21 protein-coding genes are annotated in these 26,168 nt (G+C 57.0%); all 21 read right to left on the reverse strand.

The window, feature by feature from the left end:
* The coding region (locus tag Q8Q08_00460; protein ID MDP2652484.1) for a Clp protease N-terminal domain-containing protein at nt 1-1,780 on the reverse strand (1,780 nt) is incomplete at its 3' end.
* A gap of 96 nt (nt 1,781-1,876) precedes the next feature.
* Nucleotides 1,877-2,335, reverse strand: a complete 459-nt coding sequence (locus tag Q8Q08_00465) for an Hsp20/alpha crystallin family protein (protein MDP2652485.1) — start codon at nt 2,333-2,335, stop codon at nt 1,877-1,879.
* A gap of 88 nt (nt 2,336-2,423) precedes the next feature.
* Nucleotides 2,424-2,717 carry a MerR family transcriptional regulator gene (locus Q8Q08_00470; protein ID MDP2652486.1) on the reverse strand — a complete coding sequence of 98 codons (294 nt, stop codon included), beginning with the start codon at nt 2,715-2,717 and terminating at the stop codon, nt 2,424-2,426.
* A 112-nt stretch (nt 2,718-2,829) separates the two neighbouring features.
* Complete coding sequence (gene hflX / locus Q8Q08_00475) at nt 2,830-4,095, reverse strand: GTPase HflX (protein MDP2652487.1); 1,266 nt, start codon at nt 4,093-4,095, stop codon at nt 2,830-2,832.
* The gene (gene miaA / locus Q8Q08_00480) at nt 4,092-5,048 is read right to left on the reverse strand and encodes a tRNA (adenosine(37)-N6)-dimethylallyltransferase MiaA (protein MDP2652488.1); all 957 of its coding nucleotides are present in this window, start codon (nt 5,046-5,048) and stop codon (nt 4,092-4,094) included. Before miaA ends, hflX begins: the two co-directional genes overlap by 4 nt.
* A gap of 1 nt (nt 5,049) precedes the next feature.
* Entirely contained in the window at nt 5,050-5,820 is a 771-nt protein-coding gene (locus Q8Q08_00485) for a tetratricopeptide repeat protein (GenBank protein ID MDP2652489.1), read from the reverse strand.
* Between the two features lie 107 nt (nt 5,821-5,927).
* Nucleotides 5,928-6,497: a DUF3106 domain-containing protein gene (locus Q8Q08_00490; protein MDP2652490.1), complete on the reverse strand. Its 570-nt coding sequence runs from the start codon at nt 6,495-6,497 to the stop codon at nt 5,928-5,930.
* Entirely contained in the window at nt 6,487-6,708 is a 222-nt protein-coding gene (locus Q8Q08_00495; protein ID MDP2652491.1) for a hypothetical protein, read from the reverse strand. The genes Q8Q08_00490 and Q8Q08_00495 overlap by 11 nt, the downstream gene beginning before the upstream one ends.
* Nucleotides 6,705-7,226, reverse strand: a complete 522-nt coding sequence (locus tag Q8Q08_00500) for a zf-HC2 domain-containing protein (protein MDP2652492.1) — start codon at nt 7,224-7,226, stop codon at nt 6,705-6,707. Before Q8Q08_00500 ends, Q8Q08_00495 begins: the two co-directional genes overlap by 4 nt.
* 173 nt (nt 7,227-7,399) lie before the next feature.
* Nucleotides 7,400-8,059, reverse strand: coding sequence for a sigma-70 family RNA polymerase sigma factor (locus Q8Q08_00505; protein MDP2652493.1), 660 nt, complete (start codon nt 8,057-8,059; stop codon nt 7,400-7,402).
* Between the two features lie 143 nt (nt 8,060-8,202).
* Nucleotides 8,203-9,363 carry a PLP-dependent aspartate aminotransferase family protein gene (locus Q8Q08_00510; GenBank protein ID MDP2652494.1) on the reverse strand — a complete coding sequence of 387 codons (1,161 nt, stop codon included), beginning with the start codon at nt 9,361-9,363 and terminating at the stop codon, nt 8,203-8,205.
* 111 nt (nt 9,364-9,474) lie between these two features.
* Nucleotides 9,475-10,149: a hypothetical protein gene (locus Q8Q08_00515; protein ID MDP2652495.1), complete on the reverse strand. Its 675-nt coding sequence runs from the start codon at nt 10,147-10,149 to the stop codon at nt 9,475-9,477.
* 40 nt (nt 10,150-10,189) lie between these two features.
* The gene (locus tag Q8Q08_00520; GenBank protein MDP2652496.1) at nt 10,190-10,921 is read right to left on the reverse strand and encodes an SDR family oxidoreductase; all 732 of its coding nucleotides are present in this window, start codon (nt 10,919-10,921) and stop codon (nt 10,190-10,192) included.
* Between the two features lie 65 nt (nt 10,922-10,986).
* Nucleotides 10,987-11,799, reverse strand: a complete 813-nt coding sequence (locus Q8Q08_00525; protein ID MDP2652497.1) for a hypothetical protein — start codon at nt 11,797-11,799, stop codon at nt 10,987-10,989.
* Nucleotides 11,800-11,828: 29 nt separating this feature from the next.
* A complete protein-coding gene (locus Q8Q08_00530) occupies nt 11,829-15,011 on the reverse strand; it encodes a S8 family peptidase (GenBank protein ID MDP2652498.1) in 3,183 nt (1,060 codons plus the stop codon).
* Nucleotides 15,012-15,138: 127 nt separating this feature from the next.
* Complete coding sequence (locus Q8Q08_00535) at nt 15,139-21,804, reverse strand: hypothetical protein (protein MDP2652499.1); 6,666 nt, start codon at nt 21,802-21,804, stop codon at nt 15,139-15,141.
* Nucleotides 21,805-22,034: 230 nt separating this feature from the next.
* Nucleotides 22,035-22,643 carry a hypothetical protein gene (locus tag Q8Q08_00540; protein ID MDP2652500.1) on the reverse strand — a complete coding sequence of 203 codons (609 nt, stop codon included), beginning with the start codon at nt 22,641-22,643 and terminating at the stop codon, nt 22,035-22,037.
* 9 nt (nt 22,644-22,652) lie between these two features.
* Nucleotides 22,653-24,215: an RNB domain-containing ribonuclease gene (locus tag Q8Q08_00545; GenBank protein ID MDP2652501.1), complete on the reverse strand. Its 1,563-nt coding sequence runs from the start codon at nt 24,213-24,215 to the stop codon at nt 22,653-22,655.
* Nucleotides 24,212-24,436 carry a hypothetical protein gene (locus Q8Q08_00550; protein ID MDP2652502.1) on the reverse strand — a complete coding sequence of 75 codons (225 nt, stop codon included), beginning with the start codon at nt 24,434-24,436 and terminating at the stop codon, nt 24,212-24,214. The genes Q8Q08_00545 and Q8Q08_00550 overlap by 4 nt, the downstream gene beginning before the upstream one ends.
* Before the next feature lie 193 nt (nt 24,437-24,629).
* Nucleotides 24,630-25,232, reverse strand: a complete 603-nt coding sequence (locus Q8Q08_00555; GenBank protein MDP2652503.1) for a DNA-3-methyladenine glycosylase I — start codon at nt 25,230-25,232, stop codon at nt 24,630-24,632.
* A complete protein-coding gene (locus Q8Q08_00560) occupies nt 25,213-26,166 on the reverse strand; it encodes a macro domain-containing protein (GenBank protein MDP2652504.1) in 954 nt (317 codons plus the stop codon). The genes Q8Q08_00555 and Q8Q08_00560 overlap by 20 nt, the downstream gene beginning before the upstream one ends.
* Between the last annotated feature and the right edge of the window lie 2 nt (nt 26,167-26,168).

The raw sequence follows: 26,168 nt of genomic DNA on the forward strand, positions 1-26,168 counted from the left end.
AGCGCTTAACGGCCTCGGTAATCTTGCGCACCGCTTCGTCCTGGCCGCGGACGCGTTGTTTCAGCCCCTCTTCCATCCGCTGGAGCTTTGCCGATTCGCCCTCCAGCATCCGGGTCACCGGATTATGCGTCCAGCGCGCCACCACCATCGCCACGTCCTCGGGCCCCACTTCCTCGCGCAAAATCCGGCGCTCCGCTTGGAGCTTCTTCAATTTGCTTTCCTTAACTTTCAGCGCCTTGACCAGTTCGGGAATTTTGCCGTAGCGAATCTCCGCCGCCCGCGAGAGGTCGGCCTTCTGCTCGGCCTGCTCGGCTTCCAGGCGCAAGGCTTCAAATTCGGACTTGGTCTTCTTAATGTCGGCCACCAATTCTTTCTCGTTTTTCCAGCGGACTTCCAGCTCGCCGAACTTTTCTTTGAGCTCACCGACCTGCTGCTCAATTTCTTTAATCCGCGCCTTGGCGACGCGGTCGTCGTTGAGGGCGACTTCTTTTTTTAACGCTTCTTTTTCCACTTCCAGGCGCATGATGCTGGTCTGGGCCTCCTCCAGCGCCGCCGGCTTGTTTTCCAGTTGGAGGCGCAAAGCCGAGGCGGCTTCGTCCACCAGGTCAATCGCCTTGTCCGGCAGGAAACGGTCGGTGATATAACGGTGCGACATGGTCGCGGCCGCGATCAGGGCGGCGTCCTGGATCCGGACGCCGTGATGGACCTCATAACGTTCTTTGAGTCCCCGGAGGATGGCAATCGTGTCTTCCACCGTGGGCTCCTCGACCAGGACCGGCTGGAAACGGCGCTCCAGGGCCGCGTCTTTTTCGATGCGCTTGCGGTATTCGTCCAGGGTCGTGGCCCCGACGCAGTGCAACAGGCCGCGGGCCAGAGCGGGTTTCAAAAGGTTGGATGCGTCCATCGCGCCTTCGGATTGGCCCGCGCCCACGATCGTGTGCAATTCATCGATAAACAGGATGATCTCGCCGTCCCGCGATTCGACTTCCTTGAGCACGGCCTTCAGGCGGTCTTCAAATTCTCCCCGGTATTTCGCCCCGGCGATGAGCGCGCCCATGTCCAGAGTGATCACCTTCTTGTTCTTGAGCCCCTCGGGAACGTCCCCTGAAAGAATCCTCTGCGCCAAACCCTCGGCGATCGCGGTCTTGCCGACACCCGGCTCGCCGATCAGGACCGGATTGTTCTTTGTCCGGCGGGACAAAACCTGGATCACGCGCCGGATCTCGTCGTCGCGGCCGATCACGGGGTCCAGCTTGCCCTTGCGGGCCAGATCCGTCAGATCGCGCCCGTATTTGTCCAGGGCCTGGTATTTATCCTCGGGGTTCATGTCCGTGACCTTCTGTCCGCCGCGGATCTGTTTTAAAATATTCAGAATATCATTCTCGCGGATTCCGTTGCGTTTGATTTCCTGGCTCAAAACCGTCGTGCCGTCCTGCGACAACGCCAAAAGGATGTGCTCCTGCGAAACAAATTCGTCTTTCATCTGCGAAGCGATCTTCTGCGACTGAGACAAAACACGGCTGACGGTTTGGGACAGGAACGCCCCCTGGCCTTCGACCTCCGGCCTTTTCTTCAGGTCTGCCTCGATCTTTGCGCGGAGAGATTCCAGCGACAATCCCAAGCGCTCCAGCAGAAGGGGAACAACGCCTTCCTTGTCCTTCATCAGGGCATAAGTCAGGTGTTCAGGCTCAACCTGCTGATGCTTGAATTCCGTTGCCAGGTCAAGCGCCGATTGAATGGCCTCCCGGCTTTTTTGGGTAAACTTATCAAGTCGTAACATGAAGAATCTCCTCTCGACCTGTCGCGGGCGGAATCCCGCTGGTCTCGATCACAATATGGGGGAGGGGGTTGCCCCTCCCCCGTGTCTGCAGCCACTTTATTCGGCTTTGATTTCAATTTGTTTTGTTTTTTCTTTTTCTTTTTTTGGCAGGACCAGCTCAAGGACCCCGTCCCTGTAAGTGGCCCTGATCTTGGTCTCATCCACCGGTGTTCCGATGGAAAGACTCCGCTCAAAAATCCCGCAGGATCGTTCCACCCGATGAAAATTCTTTTCCTTTTTTTCAACTTCAGACTTCCGTTCCCCGCGGATCATCAGCACGTCATTGTCCAGGGAGACGCTGATTTCTTCTTTTTTTAACCCGGGCATATCCGCCTTGATGATCACGTTGTCCTTGTCCTCCGCAACATCAATGGCAGGGATCAGCTGTCCCCTCGTGCCGTTCCAGCCTTTGCCGGTGATAGGGAAAAGCGAATACCCCAGCAGAGGAGATTCAAAGTCGAAAAACTCTTTGAACGGATCGTTTAATCGTTCCTGTTTCCATTTCATCAGTTCCATGGAACACCTCCTTTTTTATTTGGTTTCTATGAAATGAACATCCGTTAGCACTGGGGCGGCACGACTGCTAATTATCAGCCAAAAAAATTTACAGGATATCCCCCATCTCCAAAATCACCCTGATCCCGCTGATGTTCACCCGCTTTTCCTCCATCAGATAATGAATATACAACAACATTTTCACTTGCCCTGAAGAATAGCAGCGGGTCTTTTTCCCGATCCGCTTCGGCTTTACAATATCCATGTCATCCAATTTACGTAACGTCCACACAGGGATGTGCACCAGCTCGCTCACAACGCTGATGACGTACACCGGGTCATTGGCGTTGATCTTGATCTCAAAGCCATCCAAAGCGTTGGATGTTTTGCGCGTGGCAGCCATAGCGGGACCTCTCAATCTCAACGAGAATATATCATATTGTAATTAAAATGTCAATATATTTTAACTATGATAATTAGATATTCTAACTAACGCCTTGCAAGGGGGGCCACGCTCATAACGAGGATTTTAAAAACTTTCCGGCCAGTTGGTGGGGCAAGGCGGCGTGCAGAAATATTTTGTCGTTGTAGTATTTCACGGAGAACACCTGACCTTCTTTATGGGCCAGATTAATCAGATCCATCCGCATGATCGGCAGCGTGACCTGGACGTCCAATATAAGAGAAGCCGTCATTTCGCCGATCTTCTCGAGCAACTCCGCCAGGCGCTCCCCCTTCAGCGCCGAAATAGAAACGCTGTTCGGGAACATCTTCTCCAGCTCCGGCAACGAGGACTTGTCTTCCAGACGGTCGATCTTGTTCAACACGGTGATCACGGTTTTCTCGGCCACGTCCAGTTGCCCCAGGACGCTGACCACGGAATCGTATAAATTGCGAAACTTCGGATGGCTGACATCCACAACATGCATCAACAGGTCGGACTCAACGACTTCTTCCAGCGTGGCCTTGAAGGCTTCGATCAAATTGTGCGGCAACTCATGGATGAACCCGACCGTGTCGGAAAGGACCATTTTCTGGTGATTGGGGAGTGAAAACTGCCGGGAAACGGAGTCCAGGGTTGTAAAAAGGCCGTCTTTTGTGACCTGCTCCGCCTGGGTCAGTGTATTCAACAATGTGGATTTGCCGGCGTTGGTGTAACCGACCAAGGAAATCAGGGGGATCCCCTGGTCTTTCCTCTTTTTGCGCTTAGTCGCGCGGGCTAAAGCGACGTCCTTAAGATCATCTTTCAGTTTCGCGACCCTCTCCCCGATGCGGCGCCGGTCCACTTCCAGCTTTGTTTCCCCGGGCCCCACGGTCCCGATTCCGCCGCCCAGCCGCGAAAGCGCGATGCCCTTGCCGACCAACCGGGGCAGAAGATACTCCAATTGCGCGAGCTCCACCTGCATCCGGCCTTCCTGGCTGGAAGCCCGGCGGGCGAAAATGTCGAGGATCAACTGGGTCCGGTCAATGGTTTTGGCCTTGATGATCTCCTCCAGGTTCCTCTGCTGACTTCCTTTCAATTCATGACTGAACACCACCGTGTCCACTCCCTTGGCGGCCGCAAGGGCGGCAATCTCGTTGACCTTGCCTTCGCCGATCAGAGAGGTGGCCGATGGTTTGTCAATGCGGCAAAACACCTTGTCCACAACCTCCCCATGGCAGGCCAGCACCAGCTCCTCCATTTCCCGGGCCGTGTCCTCAATCGTCCAGAGTCCGCCGTTACGCTTATATTCAACGACGGCCAGCAAAACTTTTTCTTTGGAATTGATAGTCAAATTCAATGCCGGGATCCTTTCTCTTTAAGAATATCGAAAATCCCCGTCTGGGACAATATGTATTCCACAACTTTTTCAACCCCCGGGAACTTATCGACATCTATCCATTGCAACCGTTTGTCCTTGCGGAACCAGGTCAACTGCCGCTTCGCCAGATGCCGGGTGTTGATCTTCATCAGATATTTCGCCCGATCCAGGTCATATTGGCCGTCCAGATACCCCCACACCTCCTGGATCCCGATGATCGCCTCAGCCGTCGGGCTCAACGGTTTGGCCCGGAGCCGCCGGACCTCGTCAAGGAGGCCTTCTTCAAACATTTTGTCCACGCGGGCATTGATCGCCTCATACAGCACCCGGCGATCCCGGTTCAAGGCGAACACGGAAACATCATGATCCTCCCACAACCCCCGGCGGCTTTTTTGAAGTTCAGAAATGGGACGTTTCGTCGAAGCATACACCTCCAAGGCGCGGATGATCCTGCGCCGGTCCCCGGGATGGATCTTCTGAGCGGCCGCCGGATCAACCCCGGCCAGCGCCCTGTGCAAGGCGTCCACTCCCTCTGCGTCTGCCCTTGCTTCCAGGTGCGGACGTACACCGGGGGCTTTGCCAACATCCTCAAAAATCCCATCCAGCAAGACCTGCATGTACATCCCGCTGCCGCCCGCGACAACGGGAACTTTTCCGTCAGCCAAAAGGCGAGAAATTTCCCGAACAGCGGCAGCCCTAAAAGAGACGACATCAAATTTCTGCTCAACCGGCACATGTCCGATCAAATGGTGCGGGACCGTTTTGAGCACTTTCGGGGAGGGCTTGTTGGTCGCGATGGAAACCTCCCGGTAAACCTGCATCGCATCGCAAGAGATGACCTCACTGCCCAGCCGCCGGGCCAAGGCAAAGGCGACGTCGGTCTTGCCCACGGCGGTCGGGCCGACGACGAATAAAATTTTCTGACGAGGCATATCAGGGATAGATGCGGGTGGGATAACCAAGATCTGCAAGCTTTTTTTGAAGGCCCTGCGCTTCTCCCAGGCCGGAGAACTGCCCGATCCGGACGCGGTAGAATTTCTTGCCGGAATAGTCTTTGGTTTCGACAATATAGGCATACTCGCCTTTCAGCTTCAAGTCGCCAATGAGCCCCTCGGCCCTGCCGCGGTCCAGAAAAGACCCGACCTGGACGGAAAAGAACTGCTTTTCTTCGAGAAGCTGCCGTGCCAGATGGGCTTCCATGCCGTCAGGGAAGTCCGCGATGATTCTCTCGAGATAACCGCGGGCCTGGGGCCAGTGGGCCATTTTCAAATGGGCCCGCGCGAATTTCAGATAGATCAATCCCAAAAATTCCGACTGGGGGCTGGCCTTCAGGAGCGCCTCTGCCACGATCAGGGCATTGGCATGATCCTCTCCCAGCAAACAGGCGTCAATCAACCCGAGATAGGCTTTGTCCAGCAGCGGTTGCGATGGGAACCTGTCGATCAGAAGGCTGAAGGTCTCACGGGAATCTGGAATCTGCCCCAGGTTCAATTGGCTCAACCCCAAGTAATAATAAACAGCGTCCAGCTTGGGATACTCAGGATGAGCGGAGATAAACCCCTTGGCCAGGGATTCCGCCTTTTTATAATCCTGTTCAATGATCGCGGTTTCCATGTCGGAATAGGGATCATTGGAAAACCCGGAAAAAACGAAAAACACACACAAACCGGCCAAGGCGGATCGGATAGATAAAAACATTTTCATGGCTGTTATCTTAACAAAAACGCGGTTTTTTGGCTATGAAATTATACCCTGCGCAGAAACAGTGCGAACGGTGAACGGGGAGGTCAATCAAAAAGCCACCAGCGAAATTACCGCCGTCTTGACGGCATAGAACGCTGATGGGAATCGCGATCCCGGATGGCCTTACGCAACTCCTGGCGCTTCTCGGGAGGAAGGGACTGCCATTTCTCGCGTTTTTCTTTCATCCGCTCTTTTTGCTCCGGCGAAAGCGACTCCCACCGCTGGGAACGCTGCCGGAGACGAGCCTTCTCATCCGGGGGGAGGTTTTGCCAGCGCTGGTAACGTTCCTTAATCGCGGCCTGCTGATCTTCAGGAAGATTCTTGAAACTCTGCCACTTCTTGCGGATCTCTTCCTGGCGCCCGGGGGGAAGCTTCTGAAACCGCTGATACCGATTTTTGATCTTCTCTTTGCGCTCGGGATCCATGGATTGCCACTTTTCGTGACGACGGCGCAGGCGCTCTTTCTGCTCCTCGCTGAGGCTCTGCCATTTTTTCAATTTCTCGGGATCGACGTTTTTTCCCCTCAACGCCGGAGGCAGGACTTCGTCCTCGGCCGCGGCAACCCCGGGAATCCCCACCATCGGCACCCCCCACAGGAGGAGCCCCGCCAACACAACCATCGTCCATTTATTTTTCATCCTTGTCCTCCATGGATTTCTGCGCGACATCATATTCTTCCAGAAACTCAACCTCTTCATCCTGCAAAACGTCCCAATTCTCCAACAGGTCCATATTCTCGATGACCGCCAAATCTTCCGGCTTCACGGTCTTCTCATCCCCGGCCGCCTGCCCGGAAACCGCCAGCAGCAGGCCCAACCCCAGAATCGGCATCATCCCGGCCGGTTTCATGACACGCCTTCGGCCGGGGTCCCAGGGACCTCCAAACTTTCAATAACATCCATGTCTTCCCACAGATCCATCTCAGCAACGATCTCAAAGTTTTCAGCCAGATCGATATTTTCCACCATTTCCATGTCTTCCCCGGAAAGCCTCGTCAAAACCACCTCAGTTTGGTAAGTCCTCACGGACAAACGCAGGGTCATCACAGCGGTCACCGCCAAAACGGCAATCGCCGCATAAACCGGGACAAAGCGGACCTGCAAAGCCAAGGATTTGACCGCATCCGCGGCCTGCCCCAACCACGACTTTTCCTGTCCCAGCTGCGTCCAAAAACGGGAGATATAGCCGGGATCCGGTTCGACAGCGGACCATTGTTTCAATACATTCCAGGATTTTTCATAGGCAAGGACTTCTTGACGGCAGGACTCACACGAGGGCAGATGGTTCTTAACTTCTTCCCGTTCTGCGGGTTTCAAATCCTCGTCCAAATAGGACGGGATCATTTTTTTAACATTTTTGCAATTCATGTCTGCCTCCTGGACCTTTCAACACCCCAAACCATTAAAAGTTTCTTAATATTTAATGACGCATGATTTGCGGAATCCCGCTGCCCAGGCAAGAAGCGGGATGAACGCAAATCAGAGCCAGAATTAACCCCAGCCGGTTTGCCCTGCTAAGCGATGAGGGCAGCTGGGGTCAATCATTGTTTCCCCTGCACATATTTTCCAAGGGCGTTTCGCAAATTCTCCTTGGCCCGATTCAACAGGGATTTGACCGCTTTGACGGAACAATTCATGGTCCTGGCGATTTCCTCATAAGAAAAATCCTCATACCGGCGCAGGATGACGGCCAGCCGCTGATTCTCCGGCAACGCGTTGATCGCCTCCTTCACAGCCTTGGCCGCGTCTTCTTTGACCAAGGCCGCATCCGGCCGGGGGATGGAATGGTCCTCAAATTGACGCCGGAGCTCACCGTCCGATCCCGCAATCTCCTCGTCCATAGAGAACGTCCGATGGCGATTTCTGCGCAATTCATTAAGGCTGAGGTTTTTGGCGATGGTATAAAGCCAAGTCTGAAATTTGGCCTGGGGCTTGTAAGAGGGCGCGGTCTTGTAGACCCGGAGAAAGACTTCCTGGGTGAGATCCTCGGCAATTTCTTTGGATCCGACAAAACGGTAAATAAAATTGAGGACCCGCGCGTAATACTTGCGCATCAGGGTCTCGAACGACGCGGGGTCGCCCTTCTGGAACGCCGACATCAAAAGGACGTCGGGGTCGGAAAGATAATTTCTCTGCGGATCCTGGGGGGAAGAAAAAAACACGTCAGCCGCACCGCGGTTGGAATGGGTTGGGAATGACATACCCCGCATGATTTGCTGACGCAAATCATGGCTGCGGGGCCTTCGGTGGTTTGGCCCCTCTGGGCCAAACCACCCTGAGCCTAGTCGAACGGGTTCGGCCATCAAACTTATATTCGCCTACAGCTCCATAAGTTTGGACCTCATTAAGGCTTCAACGCGTTGGCCAAATCGGCGATGAGGTCGCGCGGATCCTCGATGCCGACCGAGACCCGGATGGTTTCGCGGGTCATGCCTGAGGCTTTGAGGGCCGCCTCTCCCATGGACGAGTGGCTCATGCTCCAGGGATGCTCGATCAGCGACTCGACACCGCCAAGCGATTCGGCCAGTGAAAAATACTTCAACCGGCTGAAAAAGCGCCGGAGAGGGGCCTTTTTGGTATTCAGCTCAAACGCCAGCATGCCGCCGAAACCTTTCATCTGTTTCCTGATCAAGGCCCTCTGGGGATGGCTCTGCAACCCCGGGTAGTAAACTTTTCTCACGCTGGAATGGCTTTCCAGGAATTTGGCGATCGCCAGGGCGTTGTCCTGATGGGCCTCCATCCGCTGGGCCAGGGTCTTGACCCCGCGCAGGACAAGCCAGGAATCGAACGGCGACTCGGCAACGCCGATCGCGTTGACAACATACCTGAGCTTCTGCTCGATCTCCTTATTCCCATAGACAATGGCTCCACCGACCACATCGCTGTGGCCATTGATATATTTCGTCGTCGAATGGACGATGGCATCGGCCCCAAATTCAAACGGCTTTTGAAAGTACGGAGACAAAAACGTATTGTCCACGATCGCCCAAAGCTGCTTCGTCTTGGCCAGGGCGATCACGGCGTCCAGATCCACAATGTTTAACAGCGGGTTGGACGGCGTCTCGATCCAGATCATCCTGGTCTCGGGCCGGATCGCTTTTTTCACGGCAGAAAGATCGCGCATGTTGACAAAGGAAAATTTGATCCCCATCTTGGGCAGGACATAAGCGAACAGACGGTAGGTCCCGCCGTAGATGTCATCGCCCGTGACCACGTGGTCGCCGGATTCCAGGAGAAACAGGGCCGCCGTGATCGCGGCCATGCCGGTCGCGGTCACGGAACAGCCGGTCCCGCCTTCCAGTGCGGCAATGTTCTCTTCCAGCGCCGAACGGGTCGGATTGCCGCTGCGGGTATAGTCATATCCCTTGTTCTTTCCCAGCTCGTGGAAATAAAACGTGGAGGTCGGATAGATCGGGGTGGTGACGGAGTTATAACTCGCGTCCTTATAAATCCCCGTATGAACGCTGCTCGTCCGCAAACCGATTTTTTGATGTTTCTTGGCCATGCTATTTCCCCTTGCGCGGCCAGGACCCGGCGTCCCGGACGCTGTTATTCTTAAGAAAGAATAATATACCTTTATCCATCAAGATAGTCAATGAGGGAATTCCAGGGCCGGTCAACTGTTTTTGGTGAAAACAAAGCCCCGCACCCGCCCGGTTTCTTCATCCAAGGCCTTTGATGTCATCCGGGACCGCTGCTCCGCATCGCACTCATCCTCAAACCGGACCGCCAGTTTCCAGGTGGGACGGGACCGGCTATGGACCTTGGACACGGGCTCCTGGCCAAGGTAGCATCCCTTTGTGTAGGACACAAAATCGTCTTCACTGACATTCAAAGCGAAGTCGTCTTGATAATCCACCCCCGGCCATGGGATATTGTGCCGCAAACGAAAAAGCAAGAATTCTCCATCGCTGACCGGGCACTCCCTGTCCCGGCGGCTGACCAGCAGTTTGCCGTGTTTCTGAGGGATGGCAAATTCATCGTTTTCGGCGGGAATATTTCCCTCAAGGTCGAAATAAACGCGGTGATCCCTTTTCTCAACCGTCACACCGCTCAAGCGCATGTAACGATCCAGGTGGCCCAAAACGGCGTCGACAAGAGGCCGCTCGATCACCGCAAGGACCTCATCGTCATTGAGCACCCGCTGGTCGAATGTCGCAATGATCTTGCCGTGAATATTCAGAAATGCGTTCCATGGCCTGTCCATGGCGTTGGACGTGAGGCCGCCGAGAAAGGCCTTCGCGCCATTCTTGAAAATCAGGACGGTCTTGTCAACGCGATAAAGTTTCATGAAAAGATTGGGGGTTCGGCGGACGCCGCCGGGATGATGATCACCAGGGGATCTCTTTGCGGTCCCGGAAAAACTTACCCCGGGGACCGCCGTCCGGAAGAGTCGCCAGCCAGACCGCGGTGTCGGCACCCTGCTCAACGGAACGCGTGGCGCCGGGGCCGCCCATGTCCGTCTTGACCCAGCCCGGGCACATGCTGTTGACCAGGATGTTACGGTCCAGCAATTCGTCGTTCAGCATCCTCGTCAGGGCGTTGAGGGCGGTCTTGGAAATCCGGTACGCCGGGTATCCCCCGTTCATGTCGGTCAGCTGTCCCATGCCGCTGGACATGTTGACGATCCGGCCGTAATCATGTTTGATCATGAGCGGGACGATGGCCTGGCACAGCAAAAGGGGACCATAGACATTGGTCACCATGGCGCGGGTGATGGTTTCGGCCTTCCCGTGAAAAATGCTCGGAAAATCTTCGGCATCGGCGTTGCGGCTGTCGGGAAAAATCCCGGCGTTATTAACAAGGATGTCGCAACGGCCGAATTCTCTCTGGATAAAAATCTGAAAATCCTCGATGCTCCCGGGGTGATCCACATCGAGCGGACAATAGCGGATGGAAAGCTCTTCCTTATGCAGAATTTCACACGCCCGCAGACCTTGCCCCTCATCACGGCTGGTCAGCACCACGAGAACACCCTGCCGGGCGAGCTGACGGCAAATCTCAAACCCGATTCCGCGGTTACCGCCGGTGACAACGGCGATTTTCTCTTTGATCTGTGCCATATGGCCCCTCCATTTCTTGCCGGAATTATTCTATGGCAGAATCATGCCAAATTCAATTGTCCCATTCAGCCGGAGACATAGCTGAGTTCCCGGCCAAGAACGACCTGCGGTTTCGCCGCTCCGCGGACAGCCCTGAACGGATACCGGTCCGGCGGCTCCGTCGGAGCACTCAAGTCCCCTGCGATCAACCACCGCACTTTTCCCCGTTTAATCCAAGGGATCAAATCATATTCATGCGGGTCCGCAACCCTGTCCCATCCCTGGCGGCCGTCTTGCGCGCGGAACCGGTATTCCAGACGGGCCCAGGACTGGGTCAGTGATCGTGGCGGCGGTTCGATTTCAGAAAAATACGCGATTGGATAGGCGATGTAGCCGCAGCGCATCGGGACCGCAGACACGACCACGGTCATTTTCGGCAAATCCAGGATCCTCTGGATCACGAATGGCACATCCGGCCCCGGACGGCATTCGAACAGCCCGCCCTGAGGCGGCAGGCCGTTAAGGTTCACGGCACCAAGAAGCAGACGGAAATGCCCACAACTCGCCGGCTCCGGCCTGGAACGCTGCGTCCTGTCCATCCACCAGAACCCTCTCAGATCGACGGGATCAAAAAGCCGCCGTAGCGTTTCCCCGCAGAACGGGCAACGGCTCAAGAAAACCGGCGGGATCCAGTCCCAATACTTTTCCACTAACGGCTCGATCCGGACATACAACGCGTTGCGCTCTTTTTCCAGCTCCTTCCATCGAGGGCTGGATTCGCGAAGCAGATTTTCTATGTCCTTCTCAACCCGCCGCATCTCGAGGATCAGGGCCTGGTGTTCCTTGATAATGGCGTCACGGCGGACGATGGACTCAGGGTGAAGTGGAAAGACATCCATGGGGAAGCCGGATCCTGTGAAGGGTGAATTTACTTGGGCAGGCTGAAGGGCGTGGAAGCGATCCGCTCGGCCCCGCTTTGATCAACGGCCCGGATGCGGAACACCCAGTCCTTGCTGCCGCGCAGGGATTTTTGAACGTTGATCCGGGCGATGTGCTGGTGGATGTGGGGCTCGGAGAGCGGGCCGGCAACGGCTTCAAATTGCCCCGGATTTTTGCCTTTGCCGATCTCAACGAAGAACTCCTTAAATTGTCCGCGCGCGGTGCCAAAAACATCGACGGAGATGACCTTGTCATGGATGTCCCGGTTCAGGCGCAAGGTTGTGAACATGAGGACCAGTTTCTCATCCGCGTCGGCCCGCAGGGCGGACGCGGCATTGAGAAGCCCGTGACCGGTCATGCCGTCCCAGCCCGGCTCGTTCATATCCGTGGCCGTCATCCGTATCATATCCGCGACCTGCTGATGTGTCAAATTCGGATTCTTGGCCCAAATCAGCGACGCGGTCGCGGCCACCATCGGCGTGGCAAACGACGTCCCGTCCTGGCGATAGTACCCTTCCTTGCGGATGGACGGTAGGACGTGCTTGTTGTCCTTCGAGCACAGGGAAAGGATCTGCTCGCCCGGCGCCACCAGCCCTAAGTTCGGCCCCCAGTTGGAGACCGTCGAGCGCACGCCGCTCATGTCGATCTGCCCGACCGCCAGGCCGTGCTTGGAGGAAGCCGGGCCGAATTCCATCAAATTGTCATTGCTGTTGCCCGCGGCGATAAAGACCAACGCTCCCATGGCGCTCGCCCGCTCAATGGCCTGCTGCTCCAGTTTGGAAACGCTCCGGGAACCCAGGCTGACGTTGATGATCTTGGCGCCGTGATTGACCGCGTAATTGATCCCCCGGTAAATGTTCAGGCTGTTCGTCACGCCTTCGTCGTCGGCCACCTTGACCGGCATGATCACCGCGCCGGGGTTGATGCCGGCGATGCCGATCCCGTTATTGGATTTGGCCGCGATGATCCCGGCGACAAAGGTCCCGTGGCCGCGGACATCGGTGAAATCATGGTTTTCGTTCAGGAAGTTCCAGCCATGGATGTCGTCCACGAACCCGTTCTTGTCGTCGTCAATGCCGTTGTCCGGCGTCTCCTTCGGGTTCGTCCAGAGATACTGCGGCCCGTCGGGATGCGTCGTGTCCAGCCCGGAATCGATCACGGCCACGACAACGTTCTTTTCCGAAGCTTCGACCACGTTCCAGGCGGAATTCGGATCGGATTCATCCGTAAAGCCGATCTTGCGCAGGCTCCACTGGTCCTGGACGGCCTCGGCCTTTGCCTTGCGCATCTCTTCCAGAGGATCGTCACTCCCTGCGCCGACCTCGCCACCGCCCATGCGCATCCCCGTGCCGAGAGGACTGGCCGCGATCTTTTTCATCCGCTCCTTCACCGCGCTCTTTTTCTTCCCCGCGTCCGGAGACAAATACAGCGGATCGTTCGGGATGATAATCCTGGGTTCTTCTTCCTTCTGCCCCTTCTTCTTTTTTTGGGAAGCGGCCACGCCGACGGCCTGGTCAACCCTGGATTTGATCTGGGATACCTTGGCCGCGTAGGACTGCATGTCCTTGAGCGGAAGCCCCGTGAATTTTTCGATATACGAGGAGAAATCGATCCCGCTTTTCTGGATGAATATGTCGGTCAACTGCTGGGCCGCGCCGAGCTTCTCGGTGATGATGCCCGGGTTGGCCTTGAACATCGCCTGGGTGATCGTGTCCACCAGGGCCCCGCTGGCGTCGTAAATCCGCAAAACTTTGTTGCGGCCTTCGTTCCCGCACGCCACGATCGGCCCTGTCACGGCCGGGCTGCCGGCCTGGTCCGCTTTCTTCAACTGCTCCTCATTAATATTTTCGCTTTCACCTTTTTTCTTGTCGGCCTTGCGCGCCTTCCCGGTGCCGCCAATGTCCTGGCTGGTAGGCATCCCCTCGGCTTCCGCCTGCTTGTCAGCCTCGTCGACAACGTCCCCGAAGCAGTCCGAGCCATAACTCCCACCGCCGGACAACTTGCTCCCCAAAAGGCCGGACAGCTGGTCCATGCTCATTTTGCCGGTGGTGGTCATCCCCATCGGCCCCAGGCCGACGTTAAACCCGCCCAGGAAATCCGTGACCGCCTTATACTGGCCGACGGTGTTCTGGATCATCCCGCTCGCCTTGTCCACCTTGGCCAATGCCATGACCGAGGCCGGCTTAAAAGCATCTAACGGGTTGGCTTTCCCAAGGACAAACCGTTCAAACGGCGTTTCCACAATGATGATGACCCACGTGACCTCAATCGTTGTGACGCGCATGCAGGTGTAGCACTGCTGTGTGGAACCGCGCTCGCGGGTCTGGGCGGTCGGGATGACATCACAGGATTCTTTGTTCAAATCAATGGGGACACACGGCCCCTGCCGGCACTCCCCGCCGCAGTTCGGGTCGGACGAAAACCCGCACGCCTCGCAAAAAGGTTTCTCTTTCTTGGGCACGCAGTTGTGGCAACGATACTCCTTGCCGCCGTGGGTCTCGACATGCTCGACGCATTCCTCCTGGTCCTGGTCACAGGCGTGGCTGTCGCAGGGGCCGAGGGCGCCGTCAACGCATTCATGAAGGTCCTCGGGCGGTTTCTTGCACTGCCAGCAGTCGCGTTCAAATCCGGGGTCCGGCTTGCCGTCGCCGTCCTTGTCCCAATCCGCGATGGGCGGGACCTCGCCCGGCGCGCCGCCGGCCTCATCATGTTCTTTTTTCTTTTTCGCGTCCCATTCCGCGCGCTCTTCATCGGAGATCTCGCCGTCCTTATCCTTGTCCTTCTCTTCGAAATCCTTCTCTTTAAAACCAGTGACATTGCCGTTGGCGTCCGTTTCTATATTATAATCCGACCAGTCCTGTGGCCCCTTGTCGGTCGGATCGCCCATGAACCCCTGTTTTTTCTTGATCTCCTGCAGTCTCTGCTTATCGGCCTCTAATTGCTCCGGCGACTTCGGCTTTCCGTCAGCGGTTTTATCACCCTCCAGATTGTTGAGCATGTTAAAGCGCTCTTCCGCATCCTTGCCGGACTGGTCCATCTGGACCGACTGTTTCCAATCCTTGAACTCCTGACCGCCCTTGGCCTTCATCTCGAAATATTTCTGGGTAAAAGCGGACTGTTCCTGCTTGTTGCCCACGGACGGTTTTTTGGCATCACAGGGCGCGGCCAACATCAAAAAGGCACAGGAAGCAAAACACAGGGCATAAAAAGGCGCCCATCCCCTGCGCAAGGGCCTCAGGGAACATGCGGCCTGTGTCTTGTGATTTATGACTTTTCTGTTTCCCATAAAATTTTACCGCTTATCTCGGAGCCAACTTCTGAATTTCCGGCAGCTCCGCGGTTCCCAACGGATAGAACGCGATGTCTTTGGGGTCTTTGATTTTCATGGCGTCGGTATTGATCTTGTCGCCGAATTCTTTCATGATCTCGCCGCGCTCGGCCTTGGCGAAATTCTGTTTCATCCCGTCGCTGGCACTTTTAATGAATTCCGTCGTCCCCTCTTCATGAACGTTGATCCGCGTCTGAAGCGCCCTCGCGTTATCGGCCCTTTCCGCCAACGTTTTGCCTTTCATGGGAACGATGCCTCCGGGATCAAGCACGACCACGCGCCATTCATCTGTTGTCCCCTCGATCTTTTCAAATCCGTAATTACCGGTGTGGTTATCCAGCCACGCGTAGCCGCTTTTATTCAATTCCTCGGTCGCGTCAATGAACGCTTTCGCCTGACCGTCGCTTAATTTTCCACCCTGGCTGGGCAGCATTTTGTCGGCACTGCCTTCGGGCAGACGCTCGACCACTTCAACGACTTTGCCGTTCAGCGGAGAATTCGGATCCTTGACCGTAACCGGCTTGCCTTCTTCCACAATGCGGATCGGGCCGCCGGGTTTCTGGACGTTTTGGACCGCCTTGCGCCCGGCCTGGTCGAGTTTTACAGCTTCGGTGATCCCGCCTTTGCCGGGTTCGGTGATACGGATCGCCTTCTTGGGGTCTGTGGCATCGGCAAAAACCGTGCTGGTACTGCCGTGGCCAAGCTCATCGCCGACATTCAACGTCATTGGCTTGCCGTCCGGGCCCTTGATCGTAGTCGAAGAATTCGGCGGAATCCCGGCGCGCGGCGGTGTACCGGCGTCCGGCGCTTTTAAAACGTCATCAAATTTCTGTGTTCCTGATCCCGGCGGCTGTAAAACATCGTCAAACTTTTGTGTCCCTGATCCGGGCGGCTGAAGAACGTCATCAAACTTCTGTGTCGCTGATCCCGGCGGCTGAAGAACATCGTCAAATTTTTGCGTCGCGCTTCCCGCTGCCGGAGACGAACCGGGAGCGTCGATCGCCGTTTTAATGTCATCATCGAGTATCGAACCGGCTTTGGGAGGGGATTGGGCGGAGCCGGCTCCGGAAGATAAACCGCCTTTGGGGGACGAAGGAACGGCATCGGTGACGACCCCGCCGGCCTTTAACGCGTCGTCGCTGGCTTTCATCGCGGCGCCGGCGGCACCGGCCGCGTTATCAACAGACTTATACGGCCATTGGACGCCCATGACGTTCTCGTAAAAATCCTGCATCTCCGCTTTCGTCGTCAGGCGGACAGGCGGACGGCCGTCGGGGAAAAAGACCGTAACCGGAGGATCCGGCGGTTTGACGGGAACGTGGTCCGGGTCAGGGATCCAGTCATCCTGGCCGCCGTGCTGAATAAAATCTTTATCGCCGCCGCTGATCTTGTCGTTGAGTTGGTTTCGCAGGTTCCCGCCGGAAGTATCAACGCCGTTCGCGTCAAATTTATTGCCCTCGCCGAAGGAAACATGTTCCATGCTCCCGTCCGGGGCTTTACGATAGACACCATGCAGATCGTAATCGCCATGGACCGCCTTGAAAATCTCGTTGCCGTTGGCATCGGTGGTCTTCATGAGGACGCGGCCCGTGTCCGGGTCGACCTTATAACCGCTCTGAAGCATGTCTTCGCCGTAATCCGCCCAGGACTTGAGCGCTTTCTGGTGCGCGGCTTTCAATTTATTGAGCTCGGTGAAATCGCCGGTCTTGACGGCTTTCGCGGCGGCCTTTTTGATCGCGAGGTCCCATTCCGCCGCCTGTTTGGCGTGCGTCGGGTCCACGACCAGCCCTTGGTCAGGGCCGACCTTGGCGGTCTTGGCTTTGGAGGACATCGGTTTTGGAACTTTGTCGGCGTCGCCGAAATATTTGACGCTGTCGGGATTGCCGTCGCGCACCAGGAGGAAGGAGTCCTTGTCCTGGGCGAATTCGTGCATGCGCTGGGCATGGTCTTTGCGGAAGCCCTGCTTTTTCTCAATGGCATCCAGCGCTCCATCGGTGAGCTGGGTCGGTTTCTTCCCCGCGGCAGGGGGAGCATCGGGAAGCGGCCGGGCATTGTCATAAGCTTTCGGCGGAGGCGGCGGTGCCCGTGCCGGCGGAGGCTCAACCTTGGCGGCCGGCGGCACATCATCGGCTTTCGCGGCAGGACCCGGCTGCGCCGGCGGTTCGGGATCGGGCGTTTGCTTGGGCGGCGCATCCGCGGCGGCTTCGCGTGGTGGCGGCGCGGCATCATCGACCTTCCCTGCATCGGCGGCCCCATCGGCAATATCATCCGCCGGTTTAGGCTTCGGCGCGTCGGGGTCCGGGATCCTGGGCGGCGGAGGCGCGTCAGGCGGTTTATCTCCATCGGCGCGCGGCCGGGTGCTGTCGGGCCGGTCAGGCGCGTCGGGCCTGTCGCCGCGCGGGCGCGTGCCCGGGGCTGCAGGGCCGTCATCCGGTGTCCGGACAGTCGGGCCATCCGGCGCGTCGGGTGTCCCTCTCGGGCGGGACCCGGCGCCCGCGGTTGAAGGCGGAGCGTCCGGCGTCTTGGGCGGCTTCAAAACATCGGGGGTTTCGACGGGCGTTGTGTCCGGCACACCGCTGGTGCCCGAACGCGCGCGGGTTCCCGCGCGGCCCGCATCCGCGACATCATCGGCTTTTCCGATGACGCGTCCGGCGTCAACGGCATCATCGCCTAAACCGACAACCGTTCCCAGGGCCCCCAAACCTTTGTCCGTCAGCACTTCCCCGATGACCATACCGCCGACTTGCCCGCCGGCCCTCGCAGTCGCGGCATCGATATCGCCGCTGCGTTCAATCTCCTTGAGCTTCTTGTCAATGGCCCCGCCCAGGGCAACGGTGGCCTTGATGATCCCGTCAAAGTTCGCGTTCTCTCCGACGGTGGTCAGCATGCTGTTGAGCTTGTCAAAGGAATCGGTCTCGACATCAAACCCGAGGTTGGTCAGATGCATCTCGATGGTCAGGTCAATGGCCCCCGCGCCCAGCACGGCCAGGTCTTTGACCGCCGAACCGATGCCCTCCACCAGGCCGATGCCGAAATTCACGCTCTTTTTCAGGGCCACATCCGGCCGAAGATTGTGCGCCGCTTCCTCGGCCAGCGATTCGGCAAACAGCCGCGCGAACGATTTGTCCTCACCTCTGGTCTTCGACCCCTCCGTGTACCTTTCTGTTGAATTCTGGATATTGGCGGCGATGTCCTCGGGGAGCTGATACCCGTTCTTCATGGCGTCCAGCTTTTCCGTGATGCCGTCCCGGTTGCCCTTGAGCTGTTCAAGCTTGCTCCTTAAATTATCCAGTTCAACGACGTGCTCGCTGCCGTCCGCGCGGACGCTCGTGCCGATCTTCCCTTCCTTCCACTGCTGTTCCAGCTCAGCGATCCGCCGCTCGGTCGCCGCGATCTCGTTATCGATGATCTTGCCGTACTCGTCGAGCTTGGAGACAAGGCCGGCATCGTCGATGGGGCCGACCCCGTCGTCAAAGTTGTCATGATGGCCGGTCTGGTACATCCGCTCTTCGACGTTTTTCAGGCGGGACTCATAGTTCTTGTCCCAATCCTCCTTGCCGCGCTTCATGTTGTCGAGCTCTTCCTGAAGCCGTTCGGCGGTCTCGTCGTCGCCCCGGGCCTTGGCCGCGGCGATCTCGTCCTCCATCTGCTTGAACTTCTCTTCAAAGGCCCTGTTGCGCTCGTCGCGGCTCGCCTTGATATGCTCGCGCTCCTCCCAGAGAGAGTAAAATTCATCGATACGATTGGCCTCTTCCTGGCGTCGGGCCCGCTCATCGACCGCGTATAATTTCTTCAGGTATGTTTTTCTGAGCTTCTCGAGTTCCTCATTGGCCTGCCGCTGCGCTTCCTGCAACTGCTTGTTCAATTGATCGCGCAGCCATTTTTTGTGCTTGAGCTGGGCTTCGAGCTTCTTGATGGCTTCATCGGCGTGGCGTTCCTGGGTGGCCCCGGATTCCTTGGCATCCTTATGGTGCTGGATCTCGCGCTCAATCAGACCGATCTCCCTGTCTAAGCGGTCGACGTGTTCTCTTCGGCCGCCGAGCTGTTCCTTGATCTCCCGGGCGCGCTGGTTGAGCTGATCGATGGCGTCCTTAAGCTCCTTGAGCCGGATCTTGCGCATCTCCTCCGCGGGATCAGGCCAGCGGGTGCGCGTGGCGTCGCGTTGGCGCTGCGCTTCCGCCTGGCGCTGTTCCTCCTCCAGCGCCTTGCGCTGGCGCTCCAGCTCTTCGAGCTCTTCCTGCCTTAACCGTTCCTGAAGGTCCGCAAGTTCTTTCTCATAGGCTTCCTTCTGCCTCGCGGCCTCGGCTTTGGTCCCGTCGCCTTCGCGCGGGTCGGATATGATCTCCTCACGGTCCTCAATGATCTCTTCGGTCTGCCTGATCCGGGTCTTTAAGGACTGGATCTCGGCGTTGTCCGGAGGCGAAGGAGGATTGCCTTCGGTCACTTCCGGCTTATTGACCTTCGGTTTGTCCGGCTGTTCGGGCGGATCGGTCTTGGGCTGTTGCGGCCTTTCCTGCGTGCCATCCTGTTGCTGCGGCTGGGCTTCCTGGCCTTCAGGTTCTTTCTCGCCGCCGGCCACCTGGCCGCCGCCACCGCCCGGCTGTTCCGGCGTTCCCGTCGGCGGATTGGGCTTCTGCCCGTCTGGGCCACCGCCTTCATCGCCGCCACTGGAAGTGGTGTCGCCGCCCTCTTTCCCGCCATCGGCCGGCTGACCGCCGCCCGCCTGAGCGCCGCCCGGCTGGCCTCCGCCCGGCGGACCTCCGGCCGGCGGACCTCCGGCCGGCGGAGCCGGCGGTTTGCCTCCGACCTTCTTGTTGACTTCTTCGCATTTTCCCGGATCCGGGCAGTTTTTCTTGCAATCGGCTTCCCAGTCATAACCCCAGCCGAGCTCCTCGCACGTCGGAGGAGGAGGAGGGGTCTTGCATTCATAGCAATGAACCCACTCCAGCGTGCCGTCCCATTCGAATTCCTGATATTTGCCTTTAAAAACACACGTGCCGTTCCAGCAGCCCAGCTTGCAATTTGTGTAAGTCATCCCGCCGCCGGCTTTTTGCCAGCACATATCCGGACGTTGTTTGCAATTCGTGCATTGCAGAGGTTCTAAATTGGGGCCGGTCGCTCCAAACGGCGAGCAGTAAAGCATGGGGTCGGAGTGACAGATGCCGCCGGGCTGGCACCAGGGATGGTCGGCCGGCCAGGCGGGCGGGGTGAGATCATAGCAGGTATCCGGAGACCCGGATGGGCATTCGTAGCAGTCGCTGCCATCCGAGCCTTTCTTCTTCCAGCGGCAGACGGTGCGGCAACTTTTTGCGCAGTTTTGAAGCGTATCAAGACCCTGGACCTCTTCATCCTCGGTGCAGGCGTTGCTCTCCCCACCTTCAGGGGCCATTTCGATGCCGCCGCGGCCGCCCAGATCATCGCCCACCTTGGCCTTGCGGAAGTAATCCTCTGTCTCTTTTAAATTGGCCTTGGTGCTCTCAAGATCTTTCAGGACCTTCTCTAAATAGGCCTTGGCTTCAGTGATATATTTACGGACATCATCAATCTGCTTTAATTCGCTCTTCTGGATATAATCTTTAAGATCTTTTAAATAGTCCTTCTGATCTTTGAAAACAGCGGGGTCCTGCGACAGCTCCCCGGGGAAATAATCGTAAGGGTTCTGTTTCTCCAGGGTTTGGGCGAGCAGCTGATGCTGCTTGGTGGCCGCGTCGATCTGGCTCATCAGTTCATCGCAGAACTTCATGGCCGCGTTGCCGTCCTTGGCCATGTGGTCGACCGCGGCCAAAAGGCCGTCCAGGTCCTGGATCTGCGATTCAACTTTGTTGATCATGCCGCCGACAGCCTTCCCCATACCGGCGACACGCTCGGCCATGGCGTCAGAGGCGGCATTAAAACCAGAGGCGATTTCGGGGGTTATGGATTCGTACTGGTCAAGGCCGGCGTAATTCTGGTCGAGAGTTTTATATAGCGTATCGATTTCATTGTACATCGCATCGATATCGCCGTACGCCTGGTCCACGGGAGCGTAAACGCCGTCCACCGCGTCCAGCATGGCATTGACCCTGTCCGCCGGGACAACGTTACTCAATTCCTCGGCCCGTTGAACGTCCTCAATGATCGTCCCGGCCAGGCCGTTCATTTTGTCAAACAAAAGGACCTGGTCGTCCGCTTCCTGGGGAGCAAAATCGTTTAAACCGCCCGGCCGGAAGGATGGTTCGTGCGCGATCTGCTTAAACCCGCCGTAAGGGTCAAAACTCCTGAGCATGGCAGGCTGGTTCCATTCGCTCCAGGGCGTTTCCGCAGTTTCATCAATGCCGCTTTTGAATGAAGGGGCAGGGCTTTCCCCCTGTCCCGCAAATTGGAGACCGCGGCCGGTTTCGATCCCCGCACCGGTCCCTCCCAAATCGCCTCCCCGGGAAGGGCCGATCTGGCGGCCTTTCAGGACGGCAGACTCACCAGAAACCTCTTGAATGGCCGAGCCCTTGATGATTTTTTCAGCATGGATGGACGAGACAAAAGAAAAACTCAGGAGGACAAAAGTAAAAACGAATGGAAACGCTTTGATGGAGGGAACGGCATTCCGCGATGCGGCAGGCCGAAAATGATGTTTCAATTCTTTATAAAGAAAATTCTTCATCTGGCGGCAAAGAAAAACGGACTGTCAAAAGGGTGATCCATCGAGCGTGAAAGAATGGGTAAATTTTTCTTTAGAGAAGAAACAGCTTGGGAGGAAAGGCTTTTCAACAGAGTCGTCATCTTAAGGGTTGAAAGCTGAAAAATCACCTTTTTAAAATATAGCAAAACATGAAAAAGGTCAACAAAATTATCTGAATCAGGATAGGAGACTTATTTTACAAAAAAATATTCTCACGCCATCTGCGACAAACGCCGCAGGACAGCCATAGCTGAGTCTATGAAACTGTCATACTCCTGCTCTTCCTTAAAATGCCTGGGAACGGACAGTTTCATCTCATTCTTGATCTCCAGGCTGGGATAAAAGTCCTTGGCCAGCAACAATGTATGCTGGATTTCGCTGGTCAGGAAGTTGCGGACCATATGGGGGTCCGAGCCCTGGATGATGAACTCCTGGTCAAACGCGGGATGCCCGAGCTGAATATCCTGCAAACCTAAAACTTTGACGGCCTTGTGCAAAACACTTTCGCGGTAAACATGGATTTTATAACCCTTCGGAATGGGAAAACGAAAAAACGCGTGCGTTCTTGGAGGTGAGTACCGGCTGCCGGCGGTCAGGTGGATCCGGATCTCGCCCCCCTGATCAGGGATCAAAATTTCAGGATACGAGAACAGCGTCGCCGGCTTGACCCGCCCGCCGCGTTTCGCGGCCTGGGCCTGCATCCACCGAAAATGCCGCTGCGTCTGCCTCCGGTGATAGAGAACCGCCGCCAGTATGATCACGACGAAAAGGGCGACCTGGGCCGCCAGCATCATCGTGATCTGGTCCGAAAGATTGTCCATGCGGCCCTCCTACCTTCGTCTCCGGCGGAAAAATCCTTTCCGGCGGCGCGGGGCCCTCGCCACGGCGGCGGGCTTCTTCTCCGGGGCCAAAAGCTCCTGCCGGTAAAGCGCGATCCCCTCAAAATCCACAAACCCCCTTTGGGGGGAAACCTTGACAAGCTTCACCCGCACCTTGTCCCCCACGTCCATCCCGTCGAACCGGCGCACCACCATGCCTTCGGCCGGCGGGTCCAGCAGCCGGACAAAAGTTCCCTTCTCGGTCGCCCCGGTGACGATGGCCTCAAACACCTCCCCGACCCGCGGCTCCAGCAGGACGGCGGACGCGATCTTGTGAATGAACCGTTCCACTTTTTTAGCGGCTTGGTCCCGGTCCGTGCACCAGGACGCGATGTCTTTCAATTCCGTTTTCGTGTACGGCAGCGGTTTTTTCAAGAGGACGCATTTGAGGATCCTCTGGACGATCAAATCCACATACCGCCGGTTGGGCGCAGTGGAATGGGCGTAATCCTCGACAGCCAGCCCGAAATGACCCTCGGACTTCTCCTGCGGATACGTGAAGTCGTACTCCGCCTTGCCGATAAGCTTGATGACGGTCAGCGACAGGTCCGGAAACTGCGCCGGATGGATCTGCCGTTCGCGCTCCAGAAAATCGGCCAGCGCCTTCGGGTCGGGATCGCGCGGCAGTTTCACGCCCAGGGCCAGTGCGACCTCTCGGATCTTGGGCCAGCGTTCCGGCTCGCGGACGACCCGCTGGATCAGCGGATAACCATGCTGCTTGATGAACGTGGCCATGACCCCGTTGGCCGCGACCATAAAATTCTCGATCAAATGATGGGCCCGGTTATCGTGCCGTTCCTTGAGCCCCAGGACCTTGCCGTTCTTGATGACCGGAACAACTTCAATGGTCTCGAACTCCATGGCGCCTTTGGCCTTGCGCAATTCCTGCAGGCGTTGGGACGCCCGGTCCTGGAGGCGGACCTGCGCGGCCAGCGCCGGGATCCGGACGATACTCTCCGGCAGAGGCCCCTTACCCTCGAGCCAATCCCCGACGGTCTCATAAACAAGCTTGGCGTGATTATGGACGAGCGCCCGGTAAACTTTCCCGCCGTGGACCCCGCCGTTGCGGTCGACGGCAAAATCCATGACAACCGCCAGCCGGTCCTGGCCGGGATTCAAGGACGTCAGGTCCGTGGACAGCCGTTCCGGCAACATCGGGAACGTCTGCACGGCCGCGTAAACAGAGACACCGTTCTTGGCGGCATGGCGGTCCACTTCGGAATTCCGGCGGACATAATGGTCGACATCGGCAATGGCCACCCGGACCCGGATCTCGTCATGCGGCAGAGACTCGCAAAAAGCGAGCTGGTCAAGGTCCAGAGAGTCTTCATTGTCGATCGAAGACCACAAGAGCTTGCGCAAATCCTGGATCCCCGGCTCCCGCGCAGAGGCCACCGTGTCAACGAGGTTCTTGGCCTCGCGGTGCACACCCGACGGAAATTTCCACAGAAACCCGTACTTCGACATGGTCTCGTGGGCCGCGGCATACAAATCAACGGAACGATGGGGTCTCATAATTGACCTGCACAGACGCATTCGCTTCTGGTGAATGCCGACCATTTGAAATCCGATTCCAGATACCCGTTCACCGTGCAGTCCTGACGGCACTGCTGGGCCTTTTCCTCAAACTGCTGGTTCCGGATCACCGAGAACCAGATCAAATACCCGATGACCGGCGCGATCAACACAAAAAGGATGACCGTTTGCAGCGAACCCTTTGTACGATGTTTTTTCATAGAGCCTCCACTCATTCGGTCAGTGACTTACGTTCACTAACGTTCCGTAAGTCACGACCTCATTAGAATTATTGTCGTTTTTGCAGGACGCGGATCAAGATGTATATCCCCACAGCCACCGCCAAGGTGATGATCAGCGTCCAGGAATCATGCAAACCGGGATTTTGGGAACCCATTGTTCTTCTCCCTTGCTTTAAACGCGCTTCAAAACCTCACGGTAACGGAAACAATCCATCGTATGGTCGTTCACCATGCCCGTGGCCTGCATGTGGGCGTAAATGACCGTCGGGCCGAGAAATTTGAAGCCGCGCGATTTCAAATCTTTCGCCAGGGCCTCCGCTTCAGGGGTGACCGCCGGGAGCTCTTTCAGGGACTTCCAGCGGTTGACGATCGGCTTGCCGTTGACAAAACCCCAGATGTATTTGGAAAACGTCCCGAATTCCTTCTGCACCTCCAGGAACCGCCTGGCGTTGTTGATCGCGGCCTCGATCTTGGCGCGGTTGCGGATGATGCCGGCGTTCCCCAAAAGCTTCTCAACGTCCTTGGCCGTGAACTTCGCGACCCTGACCGGGTCGAACCCGGCAAAGGCCTTGCGGTAATTTTCCCTCTTATAGAGGACCGTGCGCCAGCTCAGCCCCGCCTGCGCGGATTCCAGGACCAGGAACTCGAAAATTTTCCTGTCATCGAGCACCGGGACGCCCCATTCATCGTCATGGTAACGGATGTAAAGCTCGTCCCCGACGGCCGGCCAGGCGCATCGGGATTTCTGCGCGGGATCACTTTTTCTTCGCGGCACGGGGCTTCCTCTCTTTCAGATAATCTGCAATGACCTTATTATGGTCAAACGCGTATTTCAGCCTGCGCAAATCCCTGTAAGGGACGATCTTCAACCCCTTGGCGTCGTCGCCGAACTGCGGCTTGCCCTTGCCTTTGGCGATGAAAACCGTGCTGACCGTATGAAACCGGGGATCGCGGGAAGGGTCGGAATAAACGCGGAACTGCCGCAGGCCGGCCAGATCCATATTTGTTTCCTCCTTGGCCTCGCGGGCCGCGGCCTTTTCCATGCTCTCGCCGTAATCCACGAACCCGCCGGGCAGGGCCCAGCCGTAAGGCGGGTTGGAGCGTTCGATCAGGATGATGCCTTCGGCAAGCTCGATGATGATGTCCACCGTCACATACGGTCCGATCCCCAGGTCTTCCTGGATGTGGCGGACATAACCGTTGACCTGCTGGTCAAAAACCTCAAACGTTTCCAGGTCATAAAGACACAGGACAATTTCCTGAAGAGAGCTTTTCGCGAAACGCCCGAATTTGAGAAACTCCTGGGCCATGATCTTGGCCGCGCCGATAGCCGGAAACCCGCCCGTGCCGATGCCCAACGCCGGCAGAGCCACGGAGCGAACCCCAAGCTCCGCCGCGCATTTTAACGCGCCGGCTGTAGCCTGGCGGACGGTCTGTTCATCCGATTTCAAATTTCTGTTCACCGTGGCGGCATGGATCACGTATTGGGCCTTAAGCTCTCCGCCGCCGGTCCAGACGGCCTGGCCCGGTTTGACCGGCCCTTTCAGAAGGGCCGTGGCCTCGATCGAATCCCCGCCCTTTTTCTTGATGACTCCGGCCAGCCCCGCGGACATCGTCAGGTCGCAATTCGCCGGATTTACGATGGCATCCACGTCCAAATCCGTGATGTCACCCTTCAAAACTTTCAGCTCGATATTCTTGATACGCATGT

It is taken from the genome of Candidatus Omnitrophota bacterium, from assembly GCA_030688425.1.
Taxonomy (GTDB): domain Bacteria; phylum Omnitrophota; class Gorgyraeia; order Zapsychrales; family JANLHA01; genus JAUYIB01.